This is a genomic window from Idiomarina sp. PL1-037 (assembly GCF_034422975.1).
In the GTDB taxonomy this organism is placed as follows: domain Bacteria; phylum Pseudomonadota; class Gammaproteobacteria; order Enterobacterales; family Alteromonadaceae; genus Idiomarina.
Genome location: NZ_CP139873.1, coordinates 22,323 through 48,853 on the forward strand (window position 1 = coordinate 22,323; position 26,531 = coordinate 48,853).

22 protein-coding genes and 1 pseudogene are annotated in these 26,531 nt (G+C 46.4%); 11 read left to right on the plus strand and 12 right to left on the minus strand.

Annotation, left to right across the window (positions count from 1 at the left end):
* Positions 1–43 precede the first annotated feature (43 nt).
* Together U0358_RS00100 and U0358_RS00105 are read left to right on the plus strand one after the other, a co-directional pair.
* Positions 44–1,177, plus strand: a complete 1,134-nt coding sequence (locus U0358_RS00100) for a PQQ-dependent sugar dehydrogenase (RefSeq protein WP_322406581.1) — start codon at positions 44–46, stop codon at positions 1,175–1,177.
* Positions 1,178–1,179: 2 nt separating this feature from the next.
* Positions 1,180–3,213 (plus strand): TonB-dependent receptor family protein, encoded by a 2,034-nt coding sequence (locus tag U0358_RS00105; protein WP_322406582.1) that lies wholly within the window; start codon positions 1,180–1,182, stop codon positions 3,211–3,213.
* A gap of 7 nt (positions 3,214–3,220) precedes the next feature.
* Here the strand turns inward: U0358_RS00105 and U0358_RS00110 are convergent, their stop codons facing one another.
* The 3 genes from U0358_RS00110 to U0358_RS00120 all read right to left on the minus strand — a co-directional run bounded on the left by U0358_RS00110 (position 3,221) and on the right by U0358_RS00120 (position 6,794).
* Positions 3,221–3,907, minus strand: a complete 687-nt coding sequence (locus U0358_RS00110; protein ID WP_322406583.1) for a type 1 glutamine amidotransferase domain-containing protein — start codon at positions 3,905–3,907, stop codon at positions 3,221–3,223.
* A 62-nt stretch (positions 3,908–3,969) separates the two neighbouring features.
* Positions 3,970–5,310: a sigma-54-dependent transcriptional regulator gene (locus tag U0358_RS00115; RefSeq protein WP_322406584.1), complete on the minus strand. Its 1,341-nt coding sequence runs from the start codon at positions 5,308–5,310 to the stop codon at positions 3,970–3,972.
* Entirely contained in the window at positions 5,307–6,794 is a 1,488-nt protein-coding gene (locus U0358_RS00120; RefSeq protein ID WP_317498430.1) for a sensor histidine kinase, read from the minus strand. Before U0358_RS00120 ends, U0358_RS00115 begins: the two co-directional genes overlap by 4 nt.
* A 168-nt stretch (positions 6,795–6,962) precedes the next feature.
* On the opposite strand from U0358_RS00120, the gene U0358_RS00125 reads away from it, so the two are divergent.
* The 3 genes from U0358_RS00125 (at position 6,963) to U0358_RS00135 (ending at position 11,936) form a co-directional block, all read left to right on the plus strand.
* Positions 6,963–7,343, plus strand: coding sequence for a DUF4168 domain-containing protein (locus U0358_RS00125; RefSeq protein ID WP_322406585.1), 381 nt, complete (start codon positions 6,963–6,965; stop codon positions 7,341–7,343).
* A gap of 236 nt (positions 7,344–7,579) precedes the next feature.
* Positions 7,580–10,150, plus strand: a complete 2,571-nt coding sequence (locus U0358_RS00130) for a TonB-dependent receptor (protein ID WP_322406586.1) — start codon at positions 7,580–7,582, stop codon at positions 10,148–10,150.
* 127 nt (positions 10,151–10,277) lie between these two features.
* Entirely contained in the window at positions 10,278–11,936 is a 1,659-nt protein-coding gene (locus U0358_RS00135) for an acetolactate synthase large subunit (RefSeq protein WP_322406587.1), read from the plus strand.
* Here U0358_RS00135 and U0358_RS00140 read toward each other — a convergent pair.
* Together U0358_RS00140 and U0358_RS00145 are read right to left on the minus strand one after the other, a co-directional pair.
* Positions 11,933–12,505: a glutathione S-transferase family protein gene (locus U0358_RS00140; RefSeq protein ID WP_322406588.1), complete on the minus strand. Its 573-nt coding sequence runs from the start codon at positions 12,503–12,505 to the stop codon at positions 11,933–11,935. The two genes, U0358_RS00135 and U0358_RS00140, sit on opposite strands and share 4 nt — an antisense overlap.
* Positions 12,506–12,517: 12 nt before the next feature.
* Positions 12,518–13,390, minus strand: a complete 873-nt coding sequence (locus tag U0358_RS00145) for a cation diffusion facilitator family transporter (protein ID WP_322406589.1) — start codon at positions 13,388–13,390, stop codon at positions 12,518–12,520.
* Positions 13,391–13,581: 191 nt separating this feature from the next.
* On the opposite strand from U0358_RS00145, the gene U0358_RS00150 reads away from it, so the two are divergent.
* Entirely contained in the window at positions 13,582–14,751 is a 1,170-nt protein-coding gene (locus U0358_RS00150; RefSeq protein ID WP_322406590.1) for a hypothetical protein, read from the plus strand.
* 9 nt (positions 14,752–14,760) lie between these two features.
* On the plus strand, positions 14,761–15,156 hold the full coding sequence (locus U0358_RS00155) for a phosphate ABC transporter substrate-binding protein (RefSeq protein ID WP_322406591.1): 396 nt from the start codon (positions 14,761–14,763) through the stop codon (positions 15,154–15,156).
* A gap of 31 nt (positions 15,157–15,187) precedes the next feature.
* On the opposite strand, the gene U0358_RS00160 is transcribed toward U0358_RS00155, so the two are convergent.
* Genes U0358_RS00160 through U0358_RS00170 form a run of 3 tightly spaced genes read right to left on the minus strand, consistent with a single transcriptional unit; the run spans position 15,188 to position 18,374 of the window.
* Positions 15,188–16,129, minus strand: a complete 942-nt coding sequence (locus U0358_RS00160) for a GGDEF domain-containing protein (RefSeq protein WP_322406592.1) — start codon at positions 16,127–16,129, stop codon at positions 15,188–15,190.
* A complete protein-coding gene (locus U0358_RS00165) occupies positions 16,122–17,114 on the minus strand; it encodes a response regulator (RefSeq protein ID WP_322406593.1) in 993 nt (330 codons plus the stop codon). The genes U0358_RS00160 and U0358_RS00165 overlap by 8 nt, the downstream gene beginning before the upstream one ends.
* 42 nt (positions 17,115–17,156) lie before the next feature.
* Entirely contained in the window at positions 17,157–18,374 is a 1,218-nt protein-coding gene (locus U0358_RS00170) for a permease (protein WP_322406594.1), read from the minus strand.
* A 130-nt stretch (positions 18,375–18,504) separates the two neighbouring features.
* On the opposite strand from U0358_RS00170, the gene U0358_RS00175 reads away from it, so the two are divergent.
* The gene (locus U0358_RS00175; protein WP_322405945.1) at positions 18,505–19,710 is read left to right on the plus strand and encodes an IS256 family transposase; all 1,206 of its coding nucleotides are present in this window, start codon (positions 18,505–18,507) and stop codon (positions 19,708–19,710) included.
* A gap of 57 nt (positions 19,711–19,767) precedes the next feature.
* Here the strand turns inward: U0358_RS00175 and U0358_RS00180 are convergent, their stop codons facing one another.
* Complete coding sequence (locus U0358_RS00180; protein WP_322406595.1) at positions 19,768–20,739, minus strand: endo alpha-1,4 polygalactosaminidase; 972 nt, start codon at positions 20,737–20,739, stop codon at positions 19,768–19,770.
* A gap of 587 nt (positions 20,740–21,326) precedes the next feature.
* Here U0358_RS00180 and U0358_RS00185 point away from each other — a divergent pair.
* The 3 genes and pseudogenes from U0358_RS00185 (at position 21,327) to U0358_RS00190 (ending at position 22,323) form a co-directional block, all read left to right on the plus strand.
* The gene (locus U0358_RS00185; RefSeq protein ID WP_322406596.1) at positions 21,327–21,983 is read left to right on the plus strand and encodes a hypothetical protein; all 657 of its coding nucleotides are present in this window, start codon (positions 21,327–21,329) and stop codon (positions 21,981–21,983) included.
* 32 nt (positions 21,984–22,015) lie between these two features.
* A pseudogene (locus tag U0358_RS13175) lies at positions 22,016–22,165 on the plus strand (polymorphic toxin type 44 domain-containing protein); the annotation flags it as partial.
* 29 nt (positions 22,166–22,194) lie between these two features.
* Positions 22,195–22,323: a hypothetical protein gene (locus tag U0358_RS00190; RefSeq protein WP_322406597.1), complete on the plus strand. Its 129-nt coding sequence runs from the start codon at positions 22,195–22,197 to the stop codon at positions 22,321–22,323.
* Between the two features lie 460 nt (positions 22,324–22,783).
* Here U0358_RS00190 and glmS read toward each other — a convergent pair whose 3' ends face one another.
* From glmS to U0358_RS00205, 3 genes are all read right to left on the minus strand, one after another.
* Entirely contained in the window at positions 22,784–24,616 is a 1,833-nt protein-coding gene (glmS, locus tag U0358_RS00195; RefSeq protein ID WP_322406598.1) for a glutamine--fructose-6-phosphate transaminase (isomerizing), read from the minus strand.
* A 3-nt stretch (positions 24,617–24,619) separates the two neighbouring features.
* Positions 24,620–25,990: a bifunctional UDP-N-acetylglucosamine diphosphorylase/glucosamine-1-phosphate N-acetyltransferase GlmU gene (glmU, locus tag U0358_RS00200; RefSeq protein ID WP_322406599.1), complete on the minus strand. Its 1,371-nt coding sequence runs from the start codon at positions 25,988–25,990 to the stop codon at positions 24,620–24,622.
* A 121-nt stretch (positions 25,991–26,111) separates the two neighbouring features.
* On the minus strand, positions 26,112–26,528 hold the full coding sequence (locus tag U0358_RS00205) for a F0F1 ATP synthase subunit epsilon (protein ID WP_322406600.1): 417 nt from the start codon (positions 26,526–26,528) through the stop codon (positions 26,112–26,114).
* Between the last annotated feature and the right edge of the window lie 3 nt (positions 26,529–26,531).

Sequence of the window (26,531 nt, forward strand, 5' to 3'; positions counted from 1 at the left end):
GAATGACGTATACTCTAATTAATTAAATGAGAAGGAGAGACCTATGTTCAATCCAAAGTTTGTTTTAACGGCAATGTTGGCAGCTTCAGTAAGCGTCACAGCCACAGCCGAAAATGTCGAAACCGAACGCCATAAAGTGAGCGTTAGTACATTGGCTGACGGCTTTACTAACCCCTGGGGTATGACCTTTCTTCCTGACAAAAGCATCTTAGTTACCGAGCGCTCCGGCGACATCTATTGGGTATCTGCCGACGGCAGTTACCGTGAAAAAATCAGTGGCGCCCCGAAAGTCGTTGCTAAGAGTCAGGGCGGCATGCTGGATATAACCGTTGACCCCAACTTTGAAGAAAACAACTGGGTTTACATTAGCTATTCTGAAGCAGCCCAGGACGACGGTAAAGGTAACAGTACTGCGGTGATGCGTGCCAAGCTTAATGATAAAAAGCTTACTAATAAAGATGTCATCTTCCGCCAGGCACCAAAATATGAGAGTAATGCTCACTTTGGTTCTCGGTTAGTCTTTTCCCCTGAAGGGCACTTATACATTACTTTAGGTGACCGCTATTCACGCATGGACGATGCACAAACACTGGATAACCATCACGGTAAAGTAGTACGCATCTGGCCTGATGGCAGCATCCCGGAAGACAACCCTTTTGTGAACGATGACAACGCTCTGGATGAAATCTGGTCGTACGGTCACCGTAATGTGCAGGGTGCCGATATTCATCCTGAAACGGGCAAACTGTGGACTGTTGAACACGGTCCTCAGGGCGGTGACGAGGTAAACATTCCTGAAGCCGGAAAAAACTACGGTTGGCCGGAAATTACTTATGGTGTTGATTACGGCGGTGGCATTATCAGCGAAGATGCGGTTAAAGAAGGTATGGAGCAACCCTTCTATTACTGGGTGCCCTCTATTGCCACGGCCGGCGCCACATTCTACACCGGCGATGCGTTTCCCGAGTGGAAAGGCGATTTCTTTGTCGCAGCTTTGAAAAGTTCACTGGTTGCTCGCCTGGACTTGTATGAAGGTCGCATGATGCATGAAGAGCGTTTATTTGAAGACGCTGTTGAAGCTCGCATTCGCGACATTAACCAGGGCCCTGACGGTTACCTCTATTTATTAACTGACCAGTCTGATGGCGCCATTATTCAAATAAAACCGGCGGATTAATTATGTTGTATTCAGCTGTATTAAAAAAACTCACTTACACGGGGCTGCCTTTATTGGCGGCCTCTTTCGTTGTTCATTCCGCAGATGTCGATGAGACCGTTGTTGTGACAGCGACACAAAGCGAAACCCCCTGGCTAACCACAGCGGCCAGTATCGACCGCGTGAGCGTGGAAAATACCTTACCTTCTATGAAAATTGATGCAGGCGATGCCTTAGCCGGGGTGGCTGGTATTCAGGCCGACAACCGTTATAACTACGCACAGGATACACGGCTTGTGGTTCGGGGCTTTGGCTCGCGTGCGGCCTTTGGGGTGCGGGGTTTGCAGTTAAACGTCGACGGCATTCCATTATCTATGCCCGACGGCCAGGCACAAACTTCGAGCATTTTTCTCGACAGCATTGATTCGCTGGAAGTATTACGCGGCCCATTAGCAACGCTTTACGGGAACTCAGGTGGCGGTGTGGTTGAATGGTTCAGCCGCAAACCAACAGAAACCGCACTGGAATGGGGTGGAAAGTTCAGCGAGAATGACACTCAGCGGTACAATGTTAATGCCCAATGGGCAACCAGCACCAACCAGTTGCAAATTTTAGCCTCAGATTTTCAGACCGACGGCCCGCGCAGGCACAACTCTGCCGAGCGCCAGCAACAGGCGGTGCGCTGGTATCATCAGTGGGATGACCAGAACCGTTTTGTTATTCGTTACGACAATAACGATGCGCCATTATTGCAGGATCCCAGCGCACTAACCCCAGAAGACTGGCGCGAAGACCCAACCCAAACCGTACAACGGGCAGTTGATTTCAATACGCGGAAAGATATTCACCACCGTCAGGGGTCTTTTAGCTGGTTTCATGAACGCGACAATGGTGAAGGGTTACTTTCGCTGTGGCAGGGTGACCGCGACATAGAGCAGTTTCTGCCGTTCGCCGGTGACGACACAACAAGCTCGGGAGCAGTAATTGACGTTTCGCGTCAGTTTGAAGGTGCGCATGCGCGCTGGCGTCAACGCGGAGTTAACTGGTCGGCAACCGTGGGAGCGCAATTAGAACGCCAGCAAGATCACCGCTTTGGTTATGTGAATGACAATGGTGAAAAAGGTGACTTGCGCCGCAATGAGTTTAACTGGATTGAAAATGCCTCGGTGTATCTGCGTTTTCAGTGGCAGTTGTCAGAAGAGCTTTCAGCAACAGGCGGCGTTCGTTACAGCGATATTAATTATGAGGTAGAAGACTACTTTACCGAGCTAGATAACTCCGATGACAGCGGCAGCCGCGACTTTAGCGAGACCACGGCAGCAGTTTCAGTTACCTGGCAGTTTCTGCCTACCTCAGCGACTTATCTAAGCATTGGACAGGGGTTTGAAACGCCGACACTGACCGAGCTGGCATACCGGAATCAGGGCTCGGGTCTGAACCGCGAACTGGGTCCATCGACCAATGATCAGTGGGAATGGGGTGTTAAACACCAACTCGATAACGACTGGCGTCTGCATTTCGCTTTCTTTGGTATTGAAAGCGAAGACGAAATTCTCGTAGATCAGTCAAACGACGGTCGCACAACCTACCGCAACGCGTCGGAAACCTCACGTGAAGGTGCTGAACTCAGTATTAACGGCGCATTAACGCAACAGTTAGATTTACTGCTTTCATACAGTTACATCGATGCAACCTTTGATAACGGTCCGTTGCAGGGAAGTCAGTTGCCCGGCGTAGCAAAGAGTCAGGGGTATTTACGTCTTAACTGGCAACCCACAGAGCAGTGGCTAGTTCAGTTAGCCGGACAGTACCGCAACGAGACACCGGTGAATGATGCAAACGATACCTTTGCGCCGTCTTACACGACCTGGGATATCGCCGTAAGCCGCGATTGGCAATGGGCTAAGAGCGAGCTGGATGTATGGGCAAGGGTTGATAACATTACCGACAAAGACTACGTAGGAGCGGTTGTGGTTAATCAGGGCAGTGGACGTTCCTTTGAGCCTGCAGTAGGCCGACAGGCCAGCGTCGGCATTAGCTGGCGCCGACGCTTTTAAGCTGTCTTTACAGACTTTTCCTTAACACATCGAGCAGGCGCTGTGCGGTCTGCTCCGATGAAGCAGGGTTCTGACCGGTAATCAACATACCGTCCTGTACTGCATATGCCTGCCAATCGTCCACCTTACGATAATGGCCGCCTTTGGCGGTTAACTCGTCTTCCAGCAAGAACGGGACCACGTCGGTAAGCTCAACAGCAGCTTCTTCACTGTTACTAAAGCCAGTAACTGTACGACCCTGGACGATAGGATCACCACATGGCGTTTTAGCATTTAGTAACGCCGCGGGCGCGTGGCAAACAGCAGAAACAGGCTTGTCTCGGCTCCAAAAGTGCTCAATGAGCTTAATGGAGTGCTCGTCGTTGGTTAAATCCCATAAAGGTCCGTGACCACCCGGATAGAAAATTGCGTCAAAACCTTCCGGGTCAACTTCGTCCAGTTTGCAGGTTGTTTCTAGTTTTTGCTGCGCCGTTTTGTCTTTGTCAAAGCGCTCAGTTGCTTCGGTCTGTGCATCCGGCGTTGTGCTGTTTGGATCAATCGGTGGCTTGCCACCCTTAGGCGATGCCAGAGTCACTTCCACACCTGAATCAGTAAGAACATAGTACGGTGCCGCAAACTCTTCTACCCAGAAACCCGTTTTATGGTCTGTGTCACCGAGTTTATCGTGTGAGGTTAATACCATTAATACTTTCACTTAGTACTCCCGTTAGATGATTCAAAACTTAGTATAGACTACGTGATAAAACGCGCGTTTGATCACTCGCCATGCTGTTCCAGCCAGCGGTATAAGGTACGCCTTGTGACTCCGAGAATTTCTGCGGCTTTAGATTTGTTCCCCTCGGCATGAGACAGTACCTTACGAATGTACTGATTTTGATACTCATCCAGAGTCGGCCACTCGGTGCCATAATCCACTTCGGATTCATGCTCACTATCCAGGATCCTTTGCGGTAAATCTTCGACGGCTATTTTATCGTCTCTGGAAAAGGTAAAAGCACGTTCAATAGCATTTTGTAGTTCACGTACGTTGCCGGGAAAACGGTAGCGATAAAGTTGCTCCAGTGCAGCCGGAGAAATACTGCGAACCGTTTTATCACTGTTTTTTTGCAACTGCTGTAGAAAGTAATTAGCTAAGCGCTCTATGTCCTCACCACGCTCGCGCAACGGTGGCACTCGTAAGCTAAAGGTTTCCAGACGATAAAATAAATCCTGTCGAAAACGCCCGTCCTCTACCTGTTTTTCTAAGTCCTGATGGGTTGCAGCCAGGATCCGGACATTCACTGTTTCTTCTTCGTCGCTGCCCACGGCGCGAATCGTACCCTCCTGCAAAACACGTAGCAGTTTGGCCTGCAACGCCATTGGCATTTCGCCAATTTCGTCCAATAACAAAGTGCCCCCGTCGGCCTGCTTAAGCAGACCCTGGCGTTTTTTCTGAGCACCGGTAAACGCGCCGGCTGCATGACCAAAGAATTCACTTTCCATTAAATCGGCCGGAATGCCTGCACAGTTCACTGCCTGAAAACTCTGCTCAGCACGGTCACTTAACTGATGCAGTGCCTTAGCCACCAACTCTTTACCGGTACCGCTTTCACCGGTAATTAACACGCTGCCGTCTGCCGGAGCAATGCGCTCTATCTGGTCATACAGTTTTCGCATTGACGGGCTTTGACCGACTAAGCCCCCGGGGCCTTTTTGTTGCTGACGATACCGTTTAAGCTCCCGCTGCAGTGACCGATGCTCTAAGATCCGTTTTACGCTAAGCAATAAATGCTCAACATCCAGCGGCTTGGTTAGAAAGTCATCGGCTCCTTGTTTTAGGGCATCAACCGCCTGATCAACCGTACCAAAAGCGGTAATCAATAATAGCGCAGGCGAGTTATCTTCATTTTTTAAACTTTCCAGTAAAGACAGGCCCGACAGCCCCGGTAAGCGAATGTCGCTGATAACCAAATCCAATGGCGTTATCGATTTTTTAAAGGCTTCAACACTTCCCCAGGCCGTAACTTTATAGCCTTCGGCCTCCAGCTCTTCAACCAATAGCTCCTGCAGAGCCGGATCATCCTCAATGACGCCTATCATCGCTTTTGCTGCGGTCATTCACTACCTCCTTTGATAACTGCTTGCCGAAGGCATTGCGCAGGTAAACTTAAGGTGACCCGACAGCCACCATTAGGGTTATTGGTTAACGACAATTCCCCATTATGATCATTCAATACGTGTTTAACGATGGTTAAACCAAGTCCGGTGCCTTTACCCTGAGGTTTATTGGTTTCAAAAGGCTGCAAGGCCTTATTTTTCATCGACTCGGGCAACCCTTCACCGTCGTCATCAATGGTGATAATAACGCCTTCATCTGCAAACTCAGCTGCCACTAAAACTTCCGATTCAGCGGCCTGCAAACCATTGCGAAGAACATTCACCAACGCCAGTTCCAGTCGCTTGATATCCACTTTCAAAATAACGTCGACAAGCTCCTTAATGACCACTTTGGCCGACCCTTTATCCTGCTCAAACTCTATGCTGGTCATGGCTGTTGCTATCAGGTCACGTAAAGAAATGGCTTCGCGCTGCTGCACCGGCGTGCGGGAAAACGCCAGCAATTGATTGACCAGCCCGGTTAACCGCTGCACCTGGCCTCTTACCGCTTTTAACTGGCGCTGACTGTCTTCATCTTTATGGTTGCGTAATAATCGGCTGGCGCGTCCGTCAATAACGGTAAGCGGAGCGCCTAATTCATGCGCAACACCACTGGCGACGCTACCAATAGCCGCCATTTTTTCCTGCTCTCGTAATGCCTGTTGCAGAGAGGCCTCGTGCTCCCGACGCTGCTCCAGTTCTTGCTCAGCCTCAGTGATACTATCAAGCATACGGTTGAAGCCCTGCGCAACCTCCTGCAATTCTGACGGGCCAGCCGGTGTAACCCGTGTACTGCGATTCCCTTCAGCTACCCGCAGCATCGCGTCTTTAAGTGCAACCACGTGCCGACCAACACCGCGATAATGACCAAACACCAACACGGCAATAGTAATTAAGCCGAATGCCGCCCAACTGAGCCAGGCGTATTGACTCAGCGTTTCAAAAGATTCATCAAAGTCACTGGCACGACGGTTTATCTGTAATAAACCAATAATGCGACCACCACGGTCAACAATAGGCAGGAACTGGGAGAAGACATCGCGCCCCTCAACCCGTCGGTAGTCGTCCTGCTTTATTCCTGTCTGGACCGTTTGCAGCGCCAGCTGACTGTTGCTTAAATCGGTTTCAGTAATGCCCGCTTCTGCTACCTGCTGACCATACACGTTATAAACCGATGCGCCGTAAACCCGACCGATATTGAACACCGAGTCCAGATTAGCCTGCACTGTTGCCAGATCGTTATTCAACAACGCGTCACTAATAGGTAAGCTAATGGCTCGGCCCAGCAACTCCAGGTCACTTTTTAGTCGCTCATTAGCCTCATCAGAGGCGACCTGTAAGCCAACACTTATTGCAACGCCGGAAATCAATAGCATAGGCACAACGACATACATTAAGAGCCGCCGCTGCAGGCTGGATAATGGCCAACTGTATCTTTTTGTCACACTGCCTCCTTTGACTGTGTACTAAGGATACACATTTTTCAGCGGTTTTTCTGTGCGCAAACTCTCAATATAAAAAAGATATTAAAAATCAAATACTTGAAAAGTTGGCACAGTCTTCGCTTTAGTTAGGGCGTAATTAAAACTGATAAATTCATTTAGGAGATTATCATGCAAAAGACAATTATCGCATTAGCAACTGTATTCGCACTGGGTAGCACTGCAGCAATGGCTCAACAGCAGCAAGCTCAAGATCCAATGGCACAGCAACAGCAGCAAACTCAGGAAATTACTGAAGGCATGCTGGTTAAGTTTGTAACCGCTATGGAAGACGTTCAGGGCGTTACTGAAAAATATCGTGACCAGTTCCAGGAAGCTGAAAACCAGGAAGAAGCTCGCGAGATTCAACAGTCTGCGCAGCAAGAAATGATTGGAGCCGTTGAAGACGCAGGCCTGACTCCGCAAGAGTACAACATGATTATTCAGCAAGCACAAAACGACGAAGAACTTCGTGGCCGCTTAGAAGAGCTGACTGGTGATGAAAACTCTTAATCGATTCGTCGATAAGAACACCAAGAACCCGCGACTCGCTTGAGTTGCGGGTTTTTTATTTTTAACCCACCAGAACCCCTTAAAATTTCAGTTTCGACTAAAGTCGAATATGTCTTGTTTAAATCCCCGGTATTTACAGTTAATACACTTGACCAAGTGTTATAAGAATGTAATAAACGATTGTGCACTGTTCATTTTGCACACAAATAAATAAAAAAATCCCAGGGAGAACAAGAATGAAAACAAATTTTAAATATTCTCTTTGTGCATTAGCTATAGGCGCAGCTTTTACCGCACCTCCCAGCTTTGCGCAACAAGGAAGCAGTGAAGCAAACGATGACGCTCTTGAGCGCATTCAGGTTACTGGCTCACGAATTTCACGAACCGATATGGAAGGCGCTTCTCCGGTAGAGGTAATTGACAGAGAAAGCATTGAAGCTTCAGGTTTTAACAACCTACAGCAGTTATTAGAGCGCTTACCATCGGCAGGTGTCGGAACCTTCTCAACCCAGGGAAACAGTCAGGACACCACTGCTAACGGTGCAGCTGCTATCAGCTTGCGTGGCTTTGGTGCGGACTCAACACTGGTTCTGCTAAACGGGCGCCGAGTCGCTGTGTCCTCATTTGCTGAAGGTGTAGCCAACTCCTTTGTTGATATCAACTCAATTCCGGTAGCCGCCATTGAACGAATTGATATTCTAAAAGATGGGGCTTCAGCAATATACGGGTCAGACGCCGTTGCTGGTGTCGTTAACATCATTTTAAGAGATGACTTTGTTGGTACAGAATTAACCGCCAGTCACGGTGGAACAACCGGTGATGTTAACTACGAAGAGACCAGTATGAGTTTGGTTTGGGGCACTGGCGACGACGACAGTAACACCACGATGATTCTGGACTACTGGAAAAACACCTCAATAACAGGTGCAGAGTTTGGTCGGAATGGTACGGCAAATCAAAGCCCGTGGGGCGGTAACGATTTCCGTTCATCGCGAGGTTTCCCCGGAAGCTTTATTGTAGACGGTGAGGAGCGAGCAGATCCGGACTGCCCTTCAGACTCACTAGTTGGAACACGCTGTGTTTTCGATTACGGGCCTTATGCTCAAATTTTTCCGGAAGCTGAACGCGTGGGTGCCATTGTTCAATCTCGAAAAGAGTTTTCAAGAGACGTAGAAGGCTATATTGAAATCGCAGCTCAGCACAACCGTTCGAAAGCAGGCGGCGCACCAACGCCTCTTGATGCCGATGCCGGACTTTATGTGCCAGCCGACCACCCTAATAACCCCTGGGGTGAGCGTGTTGATATTAACTTTTTTAGAACAGTTGATGCAGGTCCCCGTATTTGGGACGTCGAGTCTGACACTCTGCGCTTTATTGCTGGACTAAGAGGGAACTTAGGCGGCTGGAACTGGGATGTTTCCTACCAGAAAGGGCGTAGTGAAGGTATGCAAACCGGTTCACGTGAGCAAGGTTGGGTGCGTACCGATTTCTTACAAGAAGAAATTAACGAAGGTAACTACAATCCGTTTGGTGGTACAGTCAATGATCCTGATGTAATTAACGATATTACTACATCACTTGTGCGCCGTGGTAAGTCACACTTGACCGCCATTGACGCCAGTATCGCGGGCGAAGCTTTCCAATTGGGTGAACGTTGGGTATCCATGGCAGCTGGCCTCGAGTACCGTGAAGAAGACGTTTTCGACCAGCCTGATGATCAGTTCCAGCGCGGTTTAATTTTTGGTACTGAGTCTGTACAAGCGGAGGCCGAGCGCGACCAGTGGGCTGCATATGTCGAGTTCCTAATCCCAATTACTGATCAATTAGAAGCAACTGTTGCTGGACGTTACGACGACTACAGCGACTTCGGCTCAACTTTTAACCCACAGTTTAAATTACAGTGGCGTCCAACTGAAGACGTAACTTTACGTGCATCATATGGTGAAGGTTTCCGTGCTCCTTCACTGGCGCAAATCGGCCTTGGTCCGTCACAAGTATCAACTTTCTTCACTGATACCTATCGTTGTGAAGCAGATCAAGAAAGCTGCGTACCACTTGACTACACTATTGTTTTCTCAGGGTCTGAAGGATTAGAGCCAGAAGAGTCTTCGAACTACAACATCGGTGGTGTTTGGCAGGTTAGTGACGCTTTTGACCTCTCTGCCGATTACTGGTCAATTGAACAAGATAACAAAATTGTTCAAAACGACTTTGAGAACGTCTACGCGGAACATTGTAATGACCAAGACAGTGAAATCTGTGAGCGTCGCGACCCATTACCAGGTGATGAGCTGGGTGAGTTAGCAACCCTTTACAATACCTATGTTAACCTTTCCAGCCAAGAAGCTGCGGGGGTCGATTTTTCGGCTAACTATAATTGGGAACTACAAGACATTGGCGATGTTCGCTTAGGGCTTGATTGGTCTTATATGAGTAAGTTTGAAAAAGACGGCATTGATTACGCCGGTGAATACGAGTATCCAGAACATCGCTGGACTGCTCGTGCGGAGTGGTCTCGTGATGCGTTAGGCGTTAATTTGAATCTGAACTACATTGGCGAGTTTGAAGATTATCAAGCACCAGCTGAAGTTGAAGCGAGTAAAGCTCGTACCGTTGATAAGCAGCTGCTTGTCGATTTACAAGCTTATTACGATGTAACGTCAGAGCTTCGTTTAACTATAGGTGCAACTAACCTACTCGACGAAGAACCCCCAGAAGCATTTAACGATGATCTTTACGGGTACGCATCAAGCGTTCACAACCCTCGTGGTCGCTTTGTTTACTCGAAAGTCAGTTACTCGTTCTAAAACTCAGGTTTAAAAACTGTAAAATCCGTAATCAGTTGACTCTGGTTACGGATTTTTTTGATCATCTCTCCTATGCTTTACGTAGGCCTAACTAGAAAAATATTCTTTAACGCAAGGAGAAAGCGAAGTGAAAGCATCCGATTTATTCGTAAAAGCACTTGAAAACGAGGGTGTGAAGTACATTTTCGGCATTCCCGGCGAAGAGAACCTGGACTTACTTGAGTCCCTCTCAAAATCCAGTATTGAGCTCATTTTAACCCGCCACGAGCAGGGTGCAGGTTTTATGGCCGCCACTTATGGCCGCCTGACCGGCAAACCCGGAGTGTGTCTTTCCACCTTAGGTCCGGGAGCAACCAACTTGGTTACTCCCGTCGCCTACGCGCAACTCGGCGCTATGCCTATGGTGGTTATTACCGGTCAGAAGCCCATAAAAGAGCGTCATCAGGGTCAGTTCCAGATCATTGATGTAGTGGACATGATGACGCCCATTACCAAATACACGCAGGCTATTGTCAGTGCCAGCAGTATTCCGGCGCACATACGTGAAGCATTCCGCCGGGCAGAGGACGAGCGCCCCGGCGCTTCTCATCTGGAGCTATCCGACGATATTAGTCGCGAAGATGTGAACACTCTGCCGATTGAACCAAGCCACTCGCGCCGTCCCATAACCGAGCACAAATCGGTTCGTCGCATATTGGAGTTACTGCGTGAAGCCAAACATCCGTTACTGCTTATAGGTGCTGCCGCTAACCGGAAAATTACAGCCAAAATGCTGCGTGAGTTTGTCGATAAAACCGGTATTCCTTTTATTACCACACAAATGGGTAAGGGTGTTATAAACGAAGATCACCCACGCTGGCTTGGTAATGCGGCGGTTTCCGATGGCGATTACCCACACCGCGCCATCGAAAAATCTGACCTGATTCTTAATGTCGGTCACGACGTAGTTGAAAAGCCGCCCTTTATGATGAAAACCGGCGACAACGATAACCGTAAAGTTGTACACATTAATTTTCAGGGTGCTCAGGTTGACTCAGTTTACTTTCCTCATGCCAGCATGATCGGTGATATTGGCAACAGTATCTGGCAGTTAAAAGAGGGGATTGAACCGCAAAGTCACTGGGATTTCGATTTTATTCTGAAGGTTCGCGATCACATGCGCGACCATACTGATGAAGGCGCTCACGACGGTAGCTTTCCGGTCTTACCTCAACGTCTTGTTGAAGATGTGCGTGAAGCGATGCCAGATGACGGCGTCATTGCACTGGATAACGGCATCTACAAAATTTGGTTTGCCCGTAACTATCCCGCAAGACAACCAAACACTGTACTGCTAGATAATGCTCTTGCTTCCATGGGAGCGGGATTACCCTCTGCAATGGCAGCCAAACTGGTTAATCCGGAAAAGAAAGTCATGGCAATATGCGGTGACGGCGGTTTTATGATGAACTCTCAGGAGCTTGAAACCGCGGTACGCATGGGGCTGGATATTGTTGTCGTTATCTTAAACGATAGTGGCTATGGCATGATCAAGTGGAAGCAGCAGCATATGAAACTGAGCGATTACGGCTTAGATTTCGGCAATCCGGATTTTGTGAAATATGCTGAGTCTTACGGCGCTAACGGGTACCGTTTGGATAAAACCGAAAACCTGATACCGCTGTTAAAAGACTGCCTTAACAAGCCCGGTGTGCACCTTATTGATGTGCCCGTGGATTATTCGCAAAATGACCGGCTGCTAAACGAGGAAATACCCGAACGCAGCCGTGCTATTAAGGATATTTAAGAACGACCCGGATCAGTATCCGCGAAGTAAGGGTAGTCGTTTAACTTATCGACAAAGGCCTGAAGTCGCGGATACTTATCCAGATTAAATCGCTCACGGAAAAGTCCCCAGCTTAAGAAACAACCCAGCCTCAGTTCGCCGTCACTAAAAGGGTGCGGACCTTCATAAGCCACCGCATGGTCTTTATCTTCCATTAGCTGCAGTATGTCATCAATACGCTGCTGCTGGCGCTTAACATATTTAACACTGTCCGCTGTCACGCCTTCTCTCTCTAGTAAAAAGATATTGACTGCTGAATCCATCGCCGTATTAACCAGACAGTATTGATCAAAATCTTTTACATCGGCAAAGAAGCGCTCATCCGCCTTCTCCCGGACATATTTTAGAATGCTGGTAGAGTCGTGCAAACGTAAGTTTTGGTGGTGAAGAAAAGGAACCTTCTTCGCCGGGCTTAATTTGGCACTGGTTTCAAAATCCGTTTCGGTAAATGAGAACTTTGTCTTGGTCTCAAGCAAAGCAATACGGCAATGTCTTACGAACGGCGAGGTATAACTTCCGAACAACTCCATGATCTTCTCCTGTTAATGGTCTCGACAAGCTTCGTCAGGGTATTCCAGTTCTATGGTGGTATGAGCTAATTCAAACGCTGCCAGCTGCTCCGATATTTGCTGCTTTAAAAGTGCGCGCTCTGCACATTCCAGTTCTTTTGATACCACAATATGCGCCGTTAATACATGACGCTCGCCATCCAATGACCAAAAATGCAAATGATGGGCATCATTAACCAGCTCCAGCGAGGTCAGTTGCTCACGTATTTTCCGGTACACTTTAGGGTCTGGAGAGGCCTGCACAAAGAGCTTCACGGTAGAACCCAGGTGACGGACAACGTTAATCAAAATGAACAAAGTGAAGCCAACAGACAGCAAAGGATCAAGAATAGGCCAGTCGACAAACATTAAAATAATCGACACGATTAAAACCGCAACCCAGCCCAGTACATCCTCGAGTAAATGCCAGTTAAGTACGCGTTCGTTTAACGATTTACCATGGGACAACTTAAACGCCGCATAACCATTTACAATCACGCCGAATATAGCCAATAAAGCCATTCCTTCCGCCATTGGCATTACCGGATCCCATAAACGGGGAATGGCTTCAAATAAAACCCAGATAGAGCCTGCGGTCAGTACAACCGCGTTAATAAAGGCGCCAACCAGAGATAAACGCTGATAACCATAGGTAAATGTCTGTGTCGCATCTTTACGACTGAATTTATCCAGCAACCAGGCCATGCCAATGGAGATACTGTCGCCAAGATCGTGTACCGCGTCAGCTAAAATGGCTGTACTATTGGTTAAAATTCCACCAATAAATTCAATAACGGTAAAGCATAAATTAAGAAAAAACGCCCAACCGATGCGCTCAGATGAGCTTTCGTGATGATGGTGGTGCATAGCTACCTTAATTGTTGATTCGTTTTTGTCTCAAATGACAACAACAAACGAAAAATTGAAGTGTTGTACATAATTTAACACTTTTTAATAGAACGATTGAACTATTGCTCTTGGAAATTTAAACGTGCAAAATTTCGCCAAATTTACATTCCTCTAAATTAAGAGGATGCGAACAATCTCAGGAGTTTTAAATGAAGTATTCTTTAGTGGCTTGTATAGGTGCAGCTGCACTACTTACTGGTCTCCCGTCTCAAGCACAGGATAAGATTGAGTGGAGTGGCTTTGGTAACATTGCAGCGGGTATGACCACCGGCAGCGATGACCAGCTATTTGGCTATGATAATGATCTGGATTTTAATCCGGAAACGCTTTTTGCACTCCAGGCAAAAGCCAGTCTATCCGATAAGCTGACCGTTACCAGTCAACTTATTTCCCGTGGTTCTGACGATTTTGATTTGGGCGTTGAATGGGCTTACATTCAATATCAATTAACGGATTCAGCGAGCGTTAATATTGGTAAATTACGCCTACCTTTTTATATGTACTCCGACTCTCTCGACGTAGGTTACAGCTACCACTGGTTACGCACGCCACAAAGCGTTTACCGCGTAGCGTTTGATAACTACACCGGTGTGAGCGTCCAGCACAATGCCTTTGTCGGTGACTTTATTTTTAATACCCAAATTATAGCCGGCAACATGAACGATGACATTGAGGCAGGCGGTACTGAAGAAGCCAAAGCCGAAATGAACAACTTGATAGGCTTTAATACCAGTGCCATCTACAATAATTTAACCATGCGTATTGCGTATTACCAGACCAACGATACCAATATTCAGGTTGAAGACGTAGCCATTGAGCTTAATGGACAAGAGCAGAAAATTGGCGACTTCTTTAACAGTTTAACAAGTGCAGGTGAAAGTCAAATCGTTTCTGAACTAGACGTTTCTGAAGATAAAGGGACTTTCGCAAGCGTAGGCTTTATGTACGACAACTTTAATTGGTTTGTGGGTGGTGAGTACACCGAGCTCGAAGTCGAAAATAGCTATATCCCCAAGCAGCGCTCTAGCTACATTACTGCAGGTAAGCGTTTCGATAGCTGGGCCGTTCATACCACAGTTGGGAAAACCGATGATGAAGTCGTCGATGCGGAACGCTTTAACGTGAGCTCTCCAGTTTTACAGGCGGGTATCGACCAAGCCGTAAATAGTTTTCTTAGCGAAGCCACTTACACATCTCTTGGCGCAAACTTTAACATCGCTCCAAGCGCAGTATTGAAGTTTGACGTCACACACTCGGATTATGAGCGCACAGACGAGTCTGACGTATTGGTTTCTGCCGCTGTTCAATTTGTATTTTAAGGAATTATGATGAAAAAAATTACTTCATTTCTCATCGTTTTTGTAACAAGCGTACTAAGCTTTTCAACTTTTGCACAAAATGGTGTAGTGGTATCACAAACGGAAATTAACGAAGAGTCTGTTTCCAGAATTTATTTGGGCCAGTCTCAGGTGTTAAAAGGCGTAAATTTACCTGAAGATTCGTCGGCGCGTAAAGCCTTTGAGGAATCTTTAGTAGGAAAATCGGGTGAACAGTTAAAGCGCCACTGGGCTAAACTTAAATTTACTGGGCGTGGAACACCACTTAATGAATTAAAAAGTGATGACGAGGTTATATCGTTTTTGCTTAATAACCCGCAAGGGATAGGTTATGTGTCGGACAAAAGTAAAGTGACCGATGAGTTGAATATCATAACTTCATTCTAACTTAAAAACCTCCGGCTATTGGCCGGAGGTTTTATTTTGCCACTTGGTTTCGACCATTCTCTTTAGATTGATACAATGCAGCGTCAGCCTTTTCCAGCCAATTCTCGGCAGTCGAAAATTCATCCGAAAACTCCGCAACACCAGCGCTAATCGTTAACTGCAATTGTTCGTTGTTATATTCTTTACCCAGAGGCAGCAGAGTATTCTCTACTTTCTCTCTCAGACGCTCGGCCACTAAAACACCTTCATTTACTGAAGTGTGAGGCAAGAGTATGACAAACTCTTCCCCCCCGTAACGTCCACAAATATCGGTTTCACGCTGACTGTCCAATATGATTTTCGCTATCAACTGAATAGCCTTATCACCCAGTTGATGCCCATAGGTATCATTAACGGCCTTAAAATGGTCTATATCCAACATGACAACCGAAGCGGTGTCGTCATAACGCTGGCAGCGAAGAAACTCTTGCTCGAACATATTTTGCCAATGCCCGCGATTAAATAACTGAGTTAAGGCGTCGGTTTGACTGATTGTTTTCAACTCTAATAAGTTATTGGCTTCATCACTCACATCGTAAACCAACGCACAAATGTGGTTAATCTTCTTGTCGGTGGAAAACAACGGGAACAGCGTTACGTTCTGAAACATTAGCTCCGATTTTGCGGTAAAAGGTCTGGTATTTTCAAAGTTCAGAATATGAGGTTCCTGTTGCCAGTTACAGTGCGCCTGAATGCCCAGCTTTAGTACAGATTCCACTTTGTATTCAAACCAGCTTTCCGGCAGGGTTGGTAGTAGCTTGAACAAGTTTTTGTCTTTAGCAGCAACACTGCTTATACCACTGTGGTTTTCCATAAAGCCATTCCATACTTTGACCTCATAGTCCCTGTCAAAAACCACTAAACCCACTTCGATATTCTGAAGGATTTGTAATACCCAATGTAAATTGCTGATATCCAGTTCATCTTTATTCATCGATAAAGTACCCGGCTCTTTCTTCAAGTGCGGCAATTGAAGCTTCAGTAAAAATAACAAAGAGATCGCAATTAAGATTGTAATCAGGGATCTCGTAATCAATGGTGATGATTAAAACCTGCTTATCCTTAACGTCCTCTTTAAAGACATTATTGATCGTTTCGCTCATTCCCAGAAAAGCTGGCTGACTAATGTTTAGCTCTAAATCGAGTTGAGAAGAGAAGCTTTTCAAAAAAGCCGCTATAAGGGTTGAGGCTACATCCAAAAAGACACTTTGGCTATCGTCCTGAAATTCATAACCGTGGTAGTCCGAAAGTTTAGATGGCAAGTCGCTAAACGTGCGGTTGTCGACACATAAAATAGCTTCTCCAGCAATGGCATTACCAACAAAGCCTTCAGACACCATATTAATGCGGTAATTTTCATTATGAAGTTCATTAATAAGTTTATCGTAAGGCTGCTTCGCAACATCAGGAACGGGTAGTTGAATGAAAGATCCCAGCATATCGCCAAGCAGCTTAGCAGCATCGCCAAGGGCGATATTGCTCATTTCTTTTAAAATATCAGTAGGTTCTATGTGCCCACTTTTCGCTTGTTCGCGTTGAACGTTCTCGGGTAACAGTTCTTTAATGAGCCCGTAACGCTCAAGTAAACTGTGTAACTCCTCAATAACAACCGGTTTTCTTATAAAGCCTAGCGCACCTAATTTTTCAACCTCTCGCTGAGAGGTTGCTTGTATATCACCGGAAACAACGATGGTGAGACAGTCTAGCTGCTTTTCCTTAATCTTTCGCAATACCTCAAAACCATCCATTACAGGCATGGTTAAATCCAGGAAAAGCAACTCTGCCAACCCTTTCTCGACTAAGTCGAGTGCCTCTTGCCCATTTTCAGCAAAGCGCACCTCAATATTCCAGCCCTTGGGCAGAGCAAGCTCAATACTTTTGCGAGCGACGGTTGAATCATCACAAATTAAAATTTTCATGTTCTAAACATGCCACAAGAGAGCGTCGTCGTTAAGATATTTTTATAAAACATAGACAGTCATTCCGGCTATTAACCAAAGGACACTGATACCGCACAGTCCATTCATAACCTTGTCGCTCAACGAAGATGAGCCGCCATGGTCATGATGGTGGTGGTGATGTTGATGTTCTTTTTGCTTGTGCCGCCAAAGCACAACCATAACAACGCTCAGCAGTAAGAAAATAAGGTTCAGAACAAAGCCATAGTCCAGCTTAAAGTGCTGCTGTTCTGCCGGAGAGGACCACTGCGATGCATCCGGCAGTAAATCAAACGCCAGTAAACCATAATGCATAGCTAAAGACGCCGCGACCAGGCAGGTAAAGAGCATTAAGGCTATGTACAGAGCCATTTTCCAGCCATAATACCGCGCATTAATTTTGAGCACAGGCAGTACAATTAAGTCGGAAAAAATAAACGCCATAACACCAGCAAAGGCCACACCTTCACCAAACAAAACGGCAGCCAGTGGAATGTTGCCCATAGAGCCAATAAAGGTGAAAAATGCAGCCACCGGACCCACTACCGCTTGTTGAAGTAATGACCAGAAACCCGGGTCACCCTCTGTACCCACACCAATAAACAACCATTCAAAAAACGCACTAGGCACAAAGGCGGAAATAACACCAGCGACCGTAAAACCAATAAGTACGTCTTGCCAGACCATTTGCCATTCCATTACGTACTTTTGGCCTACCTTTTGCCAGGTATCCTTACTGAAAAGATCCGATAATGTGCTCTCGTGTTGATGTTCGTCGTCCTCTTCGTCTTCTTTTCGCGCATTCTTAATCAGTTTTTGAGGGTTAGTTAGCGTAATAAAGAGCCAGACGAATAAAATCAGCAATAACCCGCCAACGTATTCACCAACCACAAACTGCCAACCAAGGAAAATAGAAATAACAAAGCCCAGTTCAATAACCAGATTAGTGGAGGCCAGCATAAACGCCATTGAAGCACTGAACGCCGCTCCTTTGTTAAACAAAGCCCGGGTGGTTGATAACGCAGCGAAACTGCAAGAACTGGAGATAAAGCCAAAGAAAGTGCCAAGTGACACAGACTTCAAGTCATTGCCGCCCATAGCCTTGCGCATTCGACGCTTTGTGATGAGCACTTGGATTAAGCTACTGATTAAATAACCTAGTACAAATGCCCACAACGCCATCCAGAAAAAGCCCAGACTGGTATAGGCCGACTCGCCCCATAGCGATAGAAAATTCTCCATGCTGGCTCCTTGATCTGGTTAAATTATTTTAGAATTCAGGCGATTAAAATAAAAATATGACTACATTCAAGAGAGTGTAAAAATATCTGTGTAAATGGCATTCTTACCAATATCGCAGAAGGATATCAGAATGCCAATATCAGACAAACTCATCGATCAGCTGCTTGATGGCTGTGACTCGCCAGAAGACATTTTAGGTGAAGCTGGGCTGCTCAAGCAGCTTACCAAGAAAGTCGCTGAACGCGCTTTAGAAGCCGAGATGCAAGCCCATTTAGGCTACGCCCCAAATGATGCGGCCGGCAATAACAGCGGTAACTCCCGCAACGGTAAAACCAAGAAGGCTGTTCGTAGCACTAACGGTGACGTCGAGCTGGATATTCCCCGTGATCGCAACGGTAGCTTTGAGCCTAAATTAGTCCGCAAGGGCGAACGCCAGCTTAACGGATTCGATGAGCGCATCGTCGCGCTCTATGCCAGAGGCATGACTACTCGGGATATCCAGGCTTACCTCGAAGAAGCCTACGGTGTTGAAGTATCCCCCACATTCATATCTCAGGTTACAAACGAGGTGATGGAGGAAGTAAAGGCCTGGCAACATCGACCACTGGCAAAGCTTTACCCGGTCGTATACCTCGATTGCCTGGTGGTTCGCAGCCGTGACTCTGGCGTTGTTCAAAATAAGTCAGTCTACCTGGCGCTTGGCATTAACACCGACGGTGAAAAAGAGCTCCTTGGCCTGTGGATGGCGCAAACCGAAGGCGCTAAATTCTGGTTATCTGTGATGAACGAGCTTAAAAATCGCGGCGTCGATGATATCTTTATCGCTTGTTGCGATGGCCTTAAAGGCTTCCCTGAAGCCATTGAAGCGGTTTACCCGAAAACTCAGGTGCAACTGTGCATCGTGCATCAAATTCGCCACTCGTTGCGTTACGTGAACTGGAAGCAACGCAAGACTATCGCAGCTGACTTAAAGCTAATTTATGGCGCTGCCACCCGCGCTGCAGCAGAGCAGGCGCTGGAAGAGTTCGCTGAAAAGTGGGATGAAGAGCATCCGACCATAAGCCGCTCATGGCGGGCAAACTGGGAACGCTTAAGCGTATTCTTCGAATACCCGGCGGAGATACGTAAGGCTATCTACACCACTAACGCCATCGAATCGCTGAACGCGTCATTGCGTAAAATTACCAAGACTCGCCGGTCGTTCCCAAATGATGAGGCTATCATGAAGGTATTGTACTTAGCCTTGCATCAGGCATCGAAAAAGTGGACGATGCCCATACGCAACTGGAAACCGGCCATGGCGCAATTCGAGATTATGTACCAGGACCGGATTTAACAGTGCAGTCAGCCATTTACACAAAATCTTTTACAGTCTCACATTCAAAATAGTAGCTTACGTTAAGCCTGTCCAAAATTGATCCAAACCAAGGAAATTGACCTTTTCTTTAACGCATAATTCGCTGCAGCTCAGAACGTTTTCCCCATCGAGGTTAAAACCCTCTTTCCACAAAGCGGAAATACCAACACCAAGGAAGTAAGAGCAGGCATTACTTTCGAACTCCTGCTGACTGATTTCACCCTCAGAGCCGTCTTCATAGTACTCTTGCACAAACACCGCTTTGTTATTATTCAGGAAAGTGTCTTCGTAACTGACGCATTCATTCCCGTAGGCATAACACTGTTCGTTTACGGCAAAATCAAAGTCACTAACTAGTTCATTCAGTTGGTCTACATCGTTCTTTAAACCAATACTCAAACCCCGCGAATGTGCGGCATTTGCTAACCATTTATTGTAATTTAGCTGATCATCGTAAGTGATAATGCCCTTTGTCTCGTCAGTGTTGATATAACCGTCGACATTGTCGGGTTCAACCGCATCACAGCCCGCAGATTGAGCTAAGTCCAGACGCGCTTCCATAATAGGTTTGATATTTTCATTCAGGACAACTTCATTATTTATGTCCAGCCAGACCTCGCCCGGCCAGTCTGCCATTTCACCATCGGCAATAACCGCGTCGTCCGAGAACTCACTCGCATCGGGTCGCCAGTCTTCTCGGGTTCCTGCACTGAAGTAACAAATAACTCGCTTATCGTTGGCCTTTAATGAACTGATGATGCTTTCGTCACCACCCTCTGAACCTTCAAATAAATCGATATCGAACACCTCGACGTCCTTGTTTACATTCAGGTTGTCGTAGTTCTCCAACTGCCAATGCCAGCTTGTCCCTGGTTTGGGTTGCCATATGCCAGATTCCCCATTATCCGTATTTTCTGACGACGAATCGGAGTTACAGGCTGTCAATTGCGAACAGGCTAAAACCAATAAACTTACAGCAGTCCAGTTTCGGTTAAACACTGGTGTCATTCCTTAAGTGATCCTTCGGGGATTATCAGGCTTTGTCCATTGGCAGGCAATAAGAAGTTCATTTTGCCCTTACGCAGGGGCGGCTTTAAACAGTTTTATGAAAACTAATAATAATATATAGATGTTAAAAATATTTGACATAAATAAATAGCTCAACAATATTAATATCAGCTTTATGTAGTTTTAAAGCTTGAAAATGAGGGGAGACGGAGACGATGTACGTAGATAATTACTGATGCTTTATTCTGCAGCCTTTGAGGTATCTCTCCAATAAACAATCAACTGTGGAGAATGTGTTTTGAAAAAAATATTTTTTACATCGATACTAGCAACGTTTGCAGTGCTTTTTTCCGGTGTTAGCTATGCAGACAAAGTGACGGTAAATGGAACTACGTATGAATGCTCTAACTCTTGCAGCATTGACTCCGGACCTCCTATGACGATCGGCGATTGTTGTGGAGGAACTGTCGCTGAGCTCAGGCGAGACGCGATCATAATAGAATAGAGCTTAGTACTAGGCGCACCTAACAATGACTTCGGTTGTTAGGTGCTTTAAGCTATTTTAGTGTCAGTTAGAGAGTTAACTTATGAAAAAACTATATTTACTACTAATAGGGCTTAGCGTTGTTGCAACGTTAGTATTCCTCTATTCACCCGAATCACCGCTCCCGACCAACGGCACTGAGTTAAATCAACCCGCGGATTCGACAGATTATAATAAGACAATGGATCCATTGAATTCGGTAGAACAACTCCCCGGCGAAAACAAGGCCTCTATTAATACTCAACAATCTTCAGGAATCACTATAAAACCCGATGACAAGAGCCAGCCTGACGACGTCTCTTCTATAGACGACCTGATTAATAATCTATCCGCGAACGAAGGTGGTTTATCTGATACTTCAGTCGAAATGGCATTTCGATTAAGAAATTTCGATTCTTTGGTATATCAAATTGAAAACACCGCAAGTAACCAAGAATTCGAACAGCGGTTTAGAAATTCAGTCCACGATGTTGTTCAATCCAATAATGGAATGTTGCCTAGAAGTATTGGCTGCAATGATGAGGTTTGTGCAGCAGTTCTTGATTATTCCCAACAGAGTTCACCCGAACAATTTTCCAAGGATCTCATCCAAAAAATTGAGCAACCAATTAGCATTGTTATGCAACCAGCAGAAGTGCAGGGAGTGAAAGAGCTACGAGTTTTATTGAATTATAAAAATGCTAAGATAATTGTGGAATGAAAACTCACAGATAGAGTAGTAGAAAAGCAGATGCAGGTAACTACAATTATGGTTATTTAGGAAAAGTGATAGGTCTTGATAAAAAGACCTTACTGAATGCTGCCGGAGGAGGAGTGTCGGGATGGTCTCCTTACAGCAGATTGTTTATTGGCGGTTCCCGGTGTATTGGCAACTGTGACTGAGTGTTCATAAAGCCAATAATGAAATTATAATGAAGCCTGAAAGAGTCCGTCTAATAGAAAATGTTGTTTACGAGGCTCAGCTTAAAACCATTGAAGGGGAAGTTTACTTAGTCTACAAAGAAAATGAGGATGACCCTGACATTTCAGAAAAAATCTAAAAATGACTAAATTACAGGTTCGAATTCTTTTTTATATAGCCACTCTTTTCCTTTTGACATTAAAGCTCTTAAAAACACCCGGGTCTTACCGTTTGTTAACCCGGGTAGATAGAGAAAAGTCACGCCAATATTATCCCGGGTGCCTGGTACCAATGACTAAATTTGTGACAGTACTAAAAAATTAGTCACTGCCTGGCGACTCTATAGCCTTTGTAGCAAAAGGGTTTATGATGTGAAGTGACTAGCTTACGCTTAACACAAAAGAAAGTAGTCAGTATTTATAGTTCCCCGGGTATTAACCAATACCGGGTTAATGTAACTTTAAATCAGTCCCCCGGGTAAATACCCGGGCTATAAGAATTTAAAGACTTTAATGTAAATTCACCATTTTTTAAGATCATTAATGTTATTTAAAAACTTTAATGTACACCGACAAAAAAAAGGGCCTTTCGGCCCTTCCTTATTCAACGGTAACTGATTTGGCCAAGTTCCTGGGCTGATCCACATCGGTACCTTTTATCAAGGCAACGTAGTAAGACAGCAGCTGTAAAGGAACGGTATAAACAATAGGTGCTATTACTTCGTCGCAATGGCAGACGTTAAGTACGGTTAACGAGTCATCGCCTTTGAAGCGGGCGTTTTTGTCGGCAAAAACGTACATCAGGCCGCCGCGGGCGCGTACTTCTTCAACGTTGGACTTCAGCTTTTCCAGTAAATCGTTATTCGGTGCTACAACAATAACCGGCATTTCTTCATCAATAAGCGCTAACGGGCCGTGCTTTAACTCACCTGCGGCATAGGCTTCGGCGTGAATGTAGGAAATTTCTTTCAGTTTTAACGCACCTTCCATAGCAATAGGGTATTGGTTACCACGCCCCAGGAACAAACTATGCTCTTTATTGGCAAAGTCTTGCGCTAATTCTTCAATTTCATCCGCTAATGATACCGCTTCTTCCAGCTTGGTTGGTAAGGCTTGCAGGGCATGAACTACGGCTTCTTGCTGCTGCTCTGGCATGCCCCGGTATTTACCAATGCCTAAAGTCAGCATAAGCAGACCAGTTAACTGGGTAGTAAAGGCTTTGGTCGACGCCACACCAATTTCTGCACCGGCGCGGGTTAAAAAGGCTAGGTCAGATTCGCGCACCATAGACGATGAGCCTACGTTGCAAATGGTCAGGCTGCCTTTATAGCCAAGCTTTTTAGATAAACGCAGTGCCGCGAGAGTATCTGCTGTTTCACCGCTTTGTGAAATGGTCACCAACAAGCTGTTCGGGTGAACATAGGACTTGCGGTAACGAAACTCCGAGGCAATTTCGACATTGCATGACACATTCGCCATAGACTCCAGCCAATAACGTGCCACCATTCCCGCATGGTAACTGGTACCACAGGCAACTATCTGAACGTGTTCAATGTCTTTTAAGATACTCGCTGCATCTTCACCAAAAGCGTTATCCAGCACGGTGGTTTCAGACAAACGACCTTCCAGCGTGTTACGCACGGCAATAGGCTGCTCGTAAATTTCTTTCAGCATAAAGTGGCGATATTGGCCTTTACCACCCGCATCGTAGCTTACGTCAGATTCAACAACCTCACGTTCTACAGCGTTACCTTCAGTGTCGTAAATATCGATTTCAGTGCGGTTAATGTCTGCAACATCACCTTCTTCCAGGTAAATAAACTGACGGGTTACGGGCAATAACGCGAGCTGATCTGAAGCTACAAAGTTCTCACCAATACCCACACCAATAACCAGAGGGCTGCCTGAACGGGCCACCACTAAACGCTCAGGATATTTAGTATCCATAACCACGGTGCCGTAAGCACCTTCCAGCTGACGTACTGCCGACTTAACCGCCGCCAGTAAGTCGCCATGAGTTTTTCTCTCATGATGAATTAAGTGAGCGATTACTTCAGTGTCAGTTTTCGAATTAAAAACATAACCTTCCGCTTGCAGCTCTTCGCGCAGGCGTTCATGGTTTTCAATAATGCCATTATGCACTACGGCAATTTCATCTTCAGAGCGGTGAGGGTGAGCGTTCGCTTCGGTCACGCCGCCATGCGTCGCCCAGCGCGTATGGGCAATACCAATAGTGCCGTCTAAGGGATTCTGGTCTATCGCGTCTTTTAACTCTTGTACCTTACCGGTACGGCGTACGCTTTTAAGGTGATTATCAGCGTCAATAACAGCCACACCAGCCGAGTCATAACCCCGGTATTCCAGTCGTTTCAAACCTTCCAGCAAAATACCTGTTACCCGACGTTCCGAGGTGGCACCTACAATACCGCACATAAATTAACTTCCTTTTTTCGACTGAGGACGTTGCCATCCGCTGATATTACGCTGCTTGCCGCGGGCTACAGCCAGTTCTTCATCCGCTACCGCGCGGGTTATGACCGAGCCGGCGCCAACGGTTGCATTCTTACCAATGGCGACAGGCGCAACCAGAGAGCTGTTTGAGCCAATAAATGCGCCGTCACCAATTTCGGTAAGCGCCTTATTCACACCATCATAATTGCAAGTAATGGTACCTGCACCAATGTTTGCGTATTCACCCACCTGGGTGTCTCCCAAATAGGTTAAATGGCTGGCTTTAGAGCCTTTACCCAGGCGGCTTTTTTTCATTTCGACAAAGTTTCCGACCTGCGCTTCATCCGCAAGTTCCGCCCCGGGACGCAAACGCGCAAAAGGACCGACTTTACAGCCTTTAGCCACTTTTGCGTCTTCAATATGAGAGTTTGCGCGAATAACGGTGTCATCACCAATAACGGAGTTTCTTATGACGCAGTTTGGTTCAATGACAACCCGGTCACCCAGAACCACATTGCCTTCAAACACCGCGTTAATATCAATAGTGACATCGCTGCCAGCGCTTAGTTTACCGCGGCAATCAAAACGAGCAGGGTCAATTAAGGTGACACCCTGAGTCATGAGCTCTTCTGCCTGACGCTGTTGCAGCGCACGCTCTAAAGAGGCTAACTGCTGACGGTTATTGGCTCCTTCCACTTCCTGCGCGTTGTCAGGCTGTGCAGTGGCAATATTAACACCTTCCCGCGCGGCCATTGCCACAATATCGGTCAGGTAATACTCTTTTTGCGCGTTGTCATTGCTCAGTTGCTCAAGCCAACTTTTTAGCTTGTCGCTGTCGGCAATCATAATGCCGGTATTCACCTCTTTAATAGCTAATTGCTGAGCATTTGCGTCCTTTTGCTCAACAATGCCGGTTACACTGCGACGTTCATTACGCACAATACGGCCATAACCTGTTGGTTCTGTTAACGTCATAGTCAGCAGGCCAAGCGAGGTATTTGCGCTGGCGGTTACCAGCTTAATTAATGTCGACTCTGTTAACAGGGGCACGTCACCATATAAAATAATGACTTTTTCACTGCTTTTCAGGTGGGGGATAACCTGCTGAACCGCATGACCTGTACCCAATTGCTCGCGTTGTTCAACCCAGGTTAAGTCATCACCTGCTATCGCCTGTTTAAGCTGGTCACCGCCATGGCCGTAAATTAAATTAATGGCGTCTGGCTTAAGCGATCGTGCCGTATCGATAACATGCTCTACCATCGGTTTATTTGCCACTTTGTGCAGCACCTTGGGAAGCTCCGATCGCATGCGGGTTCCTTTTCCTGCGGCCAGAATAACAACGCGTAACTTCATATTAATGTATCCTTGATTCAGTATCGCTGGCGTAAGCCTTATGACATTAGCTTATTGTAACGACAAAAAAGGCCCTGTTGCACTAACAACAAGGCCTTTTACGTATTTTAACGCAGAAGTTTTAGCGCTTAAGCTTACGAATAATATCGATTTGAGCCAACGCTCGCGATAGCTCAGCAATAGCTTCGGCATAGGTCACATCTGCACTTGAATCGGCAATGGCTTCTTCAGCGCGTTTTTTCGCTGCTTCAGCTTCCTGCAAGTCAAGCTCGTCACCACGAACAGCAACGTCCGCAAGAACAATAACGTGACCTGGCTGTACTTCTACCACACCACCGGCAACATACAAAAGCTCTTCGTCACCCGCTTCACTGACATAACGAACCATACCTGGTTTGATTTTAGTCAGTAGGGGCGCGTGACCTGGGTAAATACCCAGCTCACCTTCGCTACCAGTGACCTGAACTGTTTGTACAACGCCTGAAAACAATTTGTCTTCAGCGCTGACAATGTCCAGATTTAATGTTTGTGCTGCCATTCA